Source organism: Salimicrobium salexigens, assembly GCF_900156705.1.
Taxonomy (GTDB): domain Bacteria; phylum Bacillota; class Bacilli; order Bacillales; family Halobacillaceae; genus Salimicrobium; species Salimicrobium album.
The window spans coordinates 1-6,278 of record NZ_FTOK01000019.1; the positions used below are offsets into that span (position 1 = coordinate 1).

7 protein-coding genes are annotated in these 6,278 nt (G+C 45.1%); 4 read left to right on the plus strand and 3 right to left on the minus strand.

Features of this window, described 5'->3' with window-relative positions; all coding sequences use genetic code 11:
* Positions 1-117: 117 nt before the first annotated feature.
* Complete coding sequence (locus BW931_RS13020; RefSeq protein ID WP_076572890.1) at positions 118-1,185, minus strand: FUSC family protein; 1,068 nt, start codon at positions 1,183-1,185, stop codon at positions 118-120.
* A gap of 134 nt (positions 1,186-1,319) precedes the next feature.
* Complete coding sequence (locus BW931_RS13025; protein WP_076572892.1) at positions 1,320-2,618, minus strand: glutamate-1-semialdehyde 2,1-aminomutase; 1,299 nt, start codon at positions 2,616-2,618, stop codon at positions 1,320-1,322.
* 173 nt (positions 2,619-2,791) lie between these two features.
* Between BW931_RS13025 and bcp the strand changes: the two genes are divergently transcribed.
* From bcp to perR, 4 genes are all read left to right on the plus strand, one after another.
* Positions 2,792-3,265: a thioredoxin-dependent thiol peroxidase gene (gene bcp, locus BW931_RS13030; protein WP_008588527.1), complete on the plus strand. Its 474-nt coding sequence runs from the start codon at positions 2,792-2,794 to the stop codon at positions 3,263-3,265.
* Between the two features lie 38 nt (positions 3,266-3,303).
* Positions 3,304-4,254, plus strand: a complete 951-nt coding sequence (locus BW931_RS13035; protein WP_008588529.1) for a D-2-hydroxyacid dehydrogenase — start codon at positions 3,304-3,306, stop codon at positions 4,252-4,254.
* A 1-nt stretch (position 4,255) separates the two neighbouring features.
* Positions 4,256-4,813, plus strand: coding sequence for a cob(I)yrinic acid a,c-diamide adenosyltransferase (locus BW931_RS13040; protein WP_008588532.1), 558 nt, complete (start codon positions 4,256-4,258; stop codon positions 4,811-4,813).
* A 108-nt stretch (positions 4,814-4,921) separates the two neighbouring features.
* On the plus strand, positions 4,922-5,365 hold the full coding sequence (gene perR / locus BW931_RS13045; protein WP_040609129.1) for a peroxide-responsive transcriptional repressor PerR: 444 nt from the start codon (positions 4,922-4,924) through the stop codon (positions 5,363-5,365).
* Positions 5,366-5,503: 138 nt separating this feature from the next.
* Here perR and BW931_RS13050 read toward each other — a convergent pair whose 3' ends face one another.
* Positions 5,504-5,866 carry a YgzB family protein gene (locus tag BW931_RS13050; protein ID WP_008588534.1) on the minus strand — a complete coding sequence of 121 codons (363 nt, stop codon included), beginning with the start codon at positions 5,864-5,866 and terminating at the stop codon, positions 5,504-5,506.
* Positions 5,867-6,278: the final 412 nt, after the last annotated feature.

Below are 6,278 nucleotides of genomic sequence, written 5' to 3' on the forward strand. Positions count from 1 at the left end.
CTCGGGCGTTCGTCCGCGGAAAGCGAGTGGTATTCGCCCGCACGAACTGCACAAAAAAAGCTTGCAGAAAAACACGGGGTTTCTCTACAAGCTGAGGAAGCCCGCGGGCTTCCTTTTTTATTTGAATCCTGTCTGGATGTATTCGTTCTGGGAGTTTTTCTGATAGCTTTTCAGCAAACGCTTCAGTTTCTCCAGCTGGTAGTGATACTCCATCAACTGAGAAGCCAGAGGAAGAAAAATGAGCCTGTCTTTGTCGTATCCGTGTTCATATTCGTTCATGAGACGATCGACAATCAGTGGAATATCAGGCGTTTCCACAAGGCGAAGTGCCTGTTTATGCGTCTGTTTAATTCTGCCTTTCAGGCTCAGAATCAGTTTTTCGTGTGCATTGACGAGTTTGTCGAGTTCATAGACGAGAGCATCCTGAAAATCTTCGGGTATGTGCTCGATTTTATTTTCCAGCCGATGAAAAGCCTTCAGGACATCGAAGGACTTCTTCGTAGTTGTAATCAGCTGGCGGAATACGACGAGTTTCCGGCCTTTGGCAAAACCTTTTCCTTTTAAATAAGTTCTTTCTTCAGAATAAAGAAGGTACGTGTGGTCCAGTCTTCTTATTTCATCCTGAATACGTGTAGTTTCGTATTTAAGCGCAGGTTCGTCGGATAACTTTCTGGTTGTTACTCGGATCCACTGTAAAATGTCACGGGTGGAATCGTCGATACTCGCGAACAGTTTCGTCTCGTATTTAGGAGGAAGGAAAACCAGATTTATGATGAAAGCTGTAAAAATCCCGAAAAACATCGAAGCGATTCGCGAAGCCGCGAAAGGCAGGAATGTCAGATCTGTCGAATCCATCAGGGCTACAACGGCCACAACCGCAAGAGAGACCGTGTTTTCGTTCATTTTCATTCCCGTAGTGATCCCGATTGAAACGATAATGGCAAACGCTACGACGAACGGGTCGTTGCCCAGCGTGAAAACGGTCAGAACTGCAATCAGTGCCCCAATCAGATTACCCTGGACCTGCTCGATGATGGACTGATAAGAACGAAAAATAGAAGGCTGCAGTGAAAATATTACGGCAATAGCTGCAAGTAAAGGTGAGAGAAAGTCGAACATGTTTCCTACATATAAGGCTATGGCCACAGCCAGCCCGGTTTTGACCATTCTTGCTCCCAGTTTCAAGTCACATCATCCTTTAATTTAAAAATAAGAACCAGGGCATTCTCGAACTCGGGCTGCCCTGAACGCGGAGGAAAACAATTTAACAATCTTCCTTCATTATAAATGTTTTCGCTTTGTTTGACGATTAATTATCACTATTTTTCTCCTGCCATTTCTGCGAACGTGCTGTCGACAGCTTCCAGAGTTATGCGGATGTCCTCTTCTGTATGGGCAGTGGTTAAAAACCATGCTTCAAACTTGGAAGGAGCCAGGTTTATACCTTTTTCGAGCATGCTGTGGAAAAATGAAGCGAATTTTTCGCCGTCGGTATTTTCGGCATCCTCATAATTTTCTACAGGGTGGTCTGTAAAATATACGGTCAATGCTCCTCCGAGCCTGTTAATCTGTACAGGTATACCGTGAGAGGAAGCCCGCTCCGCAATACCCTTTTCGAGCTGCGCCCCCAGATTGTCGAGATGGTCATAGACACCCGGTTTTTCCAGCACTTCGAGACAGGCGATGCCCGCTGCCATGGAAGCAGGATTTCCGGCCATCGTACCAGCCTGGTAAGCGGGGCCGAGCGGGGCTACCTGTTCCATAATATCGACGCGCCCCCCGTAGGCACCGATAGGGAGACCGCCACCGATGATTTTCCCCATTGCGGTCATGTCAGGTTCCACCCCTACAAGATTTTGTGCACTTCCGTAGTTGAAACGGAACGCGGTGATCACCTCATCATAGATTACGAGTCCCCCTGTTTCGTGAGTAAGGTCGTTCACCTGCTCAAGGAACCCTTCTTTCGGAGTGACGATTCCGAAGTTGCCGACGATCGGTTCCACGAGTACGGCTGCGATTTCGTCACCGAACCGTTTCAACGCTTCCTTCAGCGGGGCGATCTCGTTGAAAGGTACGGTAATGACGTCTTCGGCTATAGAGGCAGGAATCCCTGCTGAATCGGGAGTGCCGAGTGTCGCCGGCCCCGATCCCGCTGCTACGAGCACAAGGTCGGAGTGGCCGTGATAGCATCCTGAGAATTTTATGATTTTATTTCTTCCGGTGTAAGCACGGGCTACCCGGATAGTGGTCATCACTGCTTCTGTGCCTGAGTTTACGAACCTCACTTTATCAAGGGAGGGGATACCACTCTTGATCTTTTTCGCAAATTCATTTTCGAGGGAAGTAGGTGTGCCGTATAAGACACCGTTTTCTGCGGCAGTTTTTATGGCACTGGTTATATGCGGATGGGCGTGCCCGGTGATAATAGGGCCGTAAGCACCAAGAAAATCAATGTATTCATTATCATCCACATCTATAAAACGTGATCCTTCCCCTTTTTTCATGTAAACAGGCGTGCCGCCGCCCACCCCTTTGTAGGCACGGGAAGGGGAATTGACTCCTCCGACGATATGTTCTTCTGCTTCTTTGAATAACGTTTCTGACGTATGTATATTCAACTATACTACCTCCATTCTTCGGTTTTTCTTTAAGTAGTTTATCATATGGAGACAGATAAGAGCGATCATGAGAGGTGGAAGTGGAAGATAGATGATAATTTAGAAATATTGGAAGTTTTTGATACTTTCCTTTAAAGTAGAAAGTAAGATAATAAGATGAAGGAGGAATCGTAATGAATTTAGAAAAAGGAACTCAGGCGCCCGAGTTTACACTTCCAGCAAACAATGGAAAGGATGTGTCCCTGAAAGATTACGCAGGAAAGAATGTCGTGCTTTATTTTTACCCGAAAGATATGACTCCCGGGTGTACCAGTGAAGCCTGTGATTTCCGTGACAATCACCAGAGCTTTAAAGAACTTGATACCGTAATCCTCGGTGTGAGCGCAGACCCTGTGGACTCCCACGAGAAGTTCATAGACAAATATGATCTTCCGTTTCTGCTTCTGGCCGATGAGAACTTTGATGTTGCCGAAAAATACGGGGCACTCAAAGTGCAGGGGAGCGCAGGTGACGAAAAATACGGAATGGAACGTTCCACATTTATCATCGATAAAGACGGTGTTCTGCAGGAAGAGTTCCGTCAGGTTAAAGTGGAAGGTCATGTGGAAGAAGCTTTAAGCTACATTAAAGAAAATCTGGAATCTTAATTTCAGACCCGTGATCAGGAATAAGGAGGAAACAGACAATGAAGGTGCTTTCGGTTTTGAAAAACGTTCCCGAGGATCTGCAGCAGTGGCTTGATGAAAAGTATCCCTCCCTCGAATTCAGATACTGCCATGGTATGAAAGAGGGAGAGCCTTTTCTGGAAGAGGCGGATATTCTCGTTACATATGGAGAAGATCTCGATAAGGAGAAGATAGAGAAGGCGGTAAATCTGAAATGGATTATGGTGATGTCTGCCGGTATGGACCGGATGCCTTTCGAAGCCATCCGGGAAAGAGGGGTTCTTGTAACGAACGTAAGAGGTATCCACGCTCAGCCTATGGCTGAATATGCAATAGGTATGTTTTTGCAGAATGCGAAACGAATGAAGGAACTTCATCTGCAGGAGAAGGAGTCCAGGTGGAATCGAAGGCTTGAATTTCAGGAAATGAATGGTCATACCATGACTCTTCTGGGTACAGGGGCTATCGCTTCTGAAACTGCACGTCTCGCGAAATGTTTTAATATGAAAACGGTAGGAGTATCGAGATCCGGAGAGGCGAAGAAGCATTTTGACGAAGTGTTTCGTATAGATCAGCTTACGGAAGCTCTGGAAACGGGGGACTATGTAACTGCTGTTCTCCCGAGCACTGAAGAAACGCGGGGACTGCTCCGGAAAGAACATTTCGAAGCCATGCCTGCCCATGCCGTTTTCCTTAATATGGGGAGAGGAGAGCTGGTTTCCACGGACGTTCTTCTCGAGGCTGTACAGGAGGGGCTCATTTCTCATGCCATTCTTGATGTGATGGAAGAGGAACCGCTTCCTGCGGAACATGCTCTCTGGAGAGAAGAGAATATTACGGTCACCCCGCATATCTCGGGAATCACCTCCCGTTATTTGCCGAGAGGTTTTGAAATTTTTGACAGAAACATTAAAGCTTACATTGAAAATGAGACGATGGAAAACGTGATTGATTTAGAAAGGGGTTATTGAGATGAGGATTTATACAAGGTCCGGTGACAAGGGTAAAACTTCACTTATACACGGGGACAGGGTGCCGAAAAGTCATGAACGGGTGGAAGCTTACGGCACGTGTGATGAAGCGAATTCCGTAATTGGAGTTGCCATCAGTTATTTAAGGAAAGAGGATTTCACCGGCAGAGATAAAATGCTTGAAGAGATGAACAGAATTCAGACTATCCTTTTTCATGTCGGAGCAGAACTTGCGACACCGAAAGGAAAAGAAGTTTTCTGGCAGCTAAAAAAAGAACACGTCAATGAGCTGGAGGCACTCATCGACCAGTGGGATGAAGATCTTCCTGATTTGAAGAACTTCATTCTCCCTACAGGAGTGGAAGCGGCTGCCCATCTCCACATGGCCCGTACTGTCGTGCGTCGTGCAGAAAGGTATGCTTCTGCGCTTGAAGAGGAACTCAATAATCCGCTTGCTGTCAGTTACTTGAACAGGCTGTCGGATTTACTGTTCGTGGCAGCGAGATATGTTAACCATACGCTCGAAGGAACAGAAACTAACCTGAATCCTGATGTATAAGGACAAAGCAAAAGATTGACAGGGGGAGAGGAACAGAGTTACACTATTTATAAAGATTATTATTTGATAATTTTATAGTTAGTTATTTCTGTTTAGAAAGCGAGGTGCATGACGGTGTCTGATTATAGACTTCAAGGTGCGATTGATACATTGAAAGAGTCAGGAGTTCGTATTACCCCTCAGCGTCATGCGGTACTTGAGTTCCTCGTCCAGTCGATGAGCCATCCTACTGCTGATGATATATATAAGGCCTTAGAACACAAATTTCCGAACATGAGCGTAGCCACTGTCTACAATAACCTTCGTGTCCTTAAGGAAATCGGACTTGTGAGGGAGCTTACTTACGGGGATTCTTCGAGCCGGTTTGATTGTAATACTACGGATCACTACCATGCTATTTGTGAGTCGTGTGGTAAGATCGTGGACTTTCATTATCCAAGCCTGGATGAGGTGGAATCACTGGCGGAACAGGTGACGGGTTTCAATGTAAGTCACCATCGCATGGAAGTGTACGGAACGTGTCCCGAGTGCCGGGCGCAGACAGCTCATTAGGATCTTCTTTGGCAGCAAAGAAGATCTTTTTTTATACAGCGATCATTATTGATAACCACAAAAAAGCTCCCGGCAGTGTCGTATAAACACCGCCGGAAGCTTTTTTAGTTTTTCTTAATGGGGTCCGTTCCCGAATAATCACTGTTCGGTTTTTCTTTTCTTCGAATTGTAGCTTTCGTCGAATTCTTCACCTTCAAGTTCAGGATCCATTGTCAGCGGCTGATCACAGTGCATACAGGCATCGACACGTCCGAGCATCTTTGTCTGTTTCCCGCAGGAGGGGCAGATGATGGGGACAGCCTTCGTGGAAATCATGCCTATCCAGAAATACACTAACGTACTGAAAAGAATAGCGATCATTCCGAGTATCATGGCTACTACCATCAACCAGGCTATGTCTTTGAAGAGAAGACCGACGTACATGATAGCGAAACCGATGAAAATTAATGATAAAGCGAACGTACGGATTTTATTTATTTTGTTGCTGTATTTCAGTGCCATGAATTCACCTTCTTTCTATATGGATTATTGTATCACAGGAGAGAGACTTCATAGAAAGAGAAAGACAACTGTTATAAAAACGTCAATCTTTCGACAAGGTTGTTTTAAAGCAGGACAGTCAGGTCGGAGAAAATAAAATAAAAAATCAGGGAAAATCATTGACGTTTATATTCAGCTCGTGATACATTATTAATCGTCGCGTTAAGGAAAACACATCGCGAAGAGCAACAAAAACAATAAATCATATTTGATTATTGACGGATGTCAACAGATGTGATATATTAATTAAGTCGCTGTTTTGAGGCGACGTTGTAATGGATCTTTGAAAACTGAACAATGTTTTATGCCATGCGTCAATTTTTTGAACGAATTATGATTGAGCTAATCAATCTCTTTTATGGAGAGTTTGATC

What these genes read in the sequence shown, in the direction of transcription:
- perR (WP_040609129.1), top strand. Translation starts at nt 4,922, where the DNA reads ATGACGGTGTCTGATTATAGACTTCAAGGTGCGATTGATACATTGAAA.
- bcp (WP_008588527.1), top strand. Translation starts at nt 2,792, where the DNA reads ATGAATTTAGAAAAAGGAACTCAGGCGCCCGAGTTTACACTTCCAGCA.
- BW931_RS13035 (WP_008588529.1), top strand. Translation starts at nt 3,304, where the DNA reads ATGAAGGTGCTTTCGGTTTTGAAAAACGTTCCCGAGGATCTGCAGCAG.
- BW931_RS13040 (WP_008588532.1), top strand. Translation starts at nt 4,256, where the DNA reads ATGAGGATTTATACAAGGTCCGGTGACAAGGGTAAAACTTCACTTATA.
- BW931_RS13050 (WP_008588534.1), bottom strand. Translation starts at nt 5,866, where the DNA reads ATGGCACTGAAATACAGCAACAAAATAAATAAAATCCGTACGTTCGCT.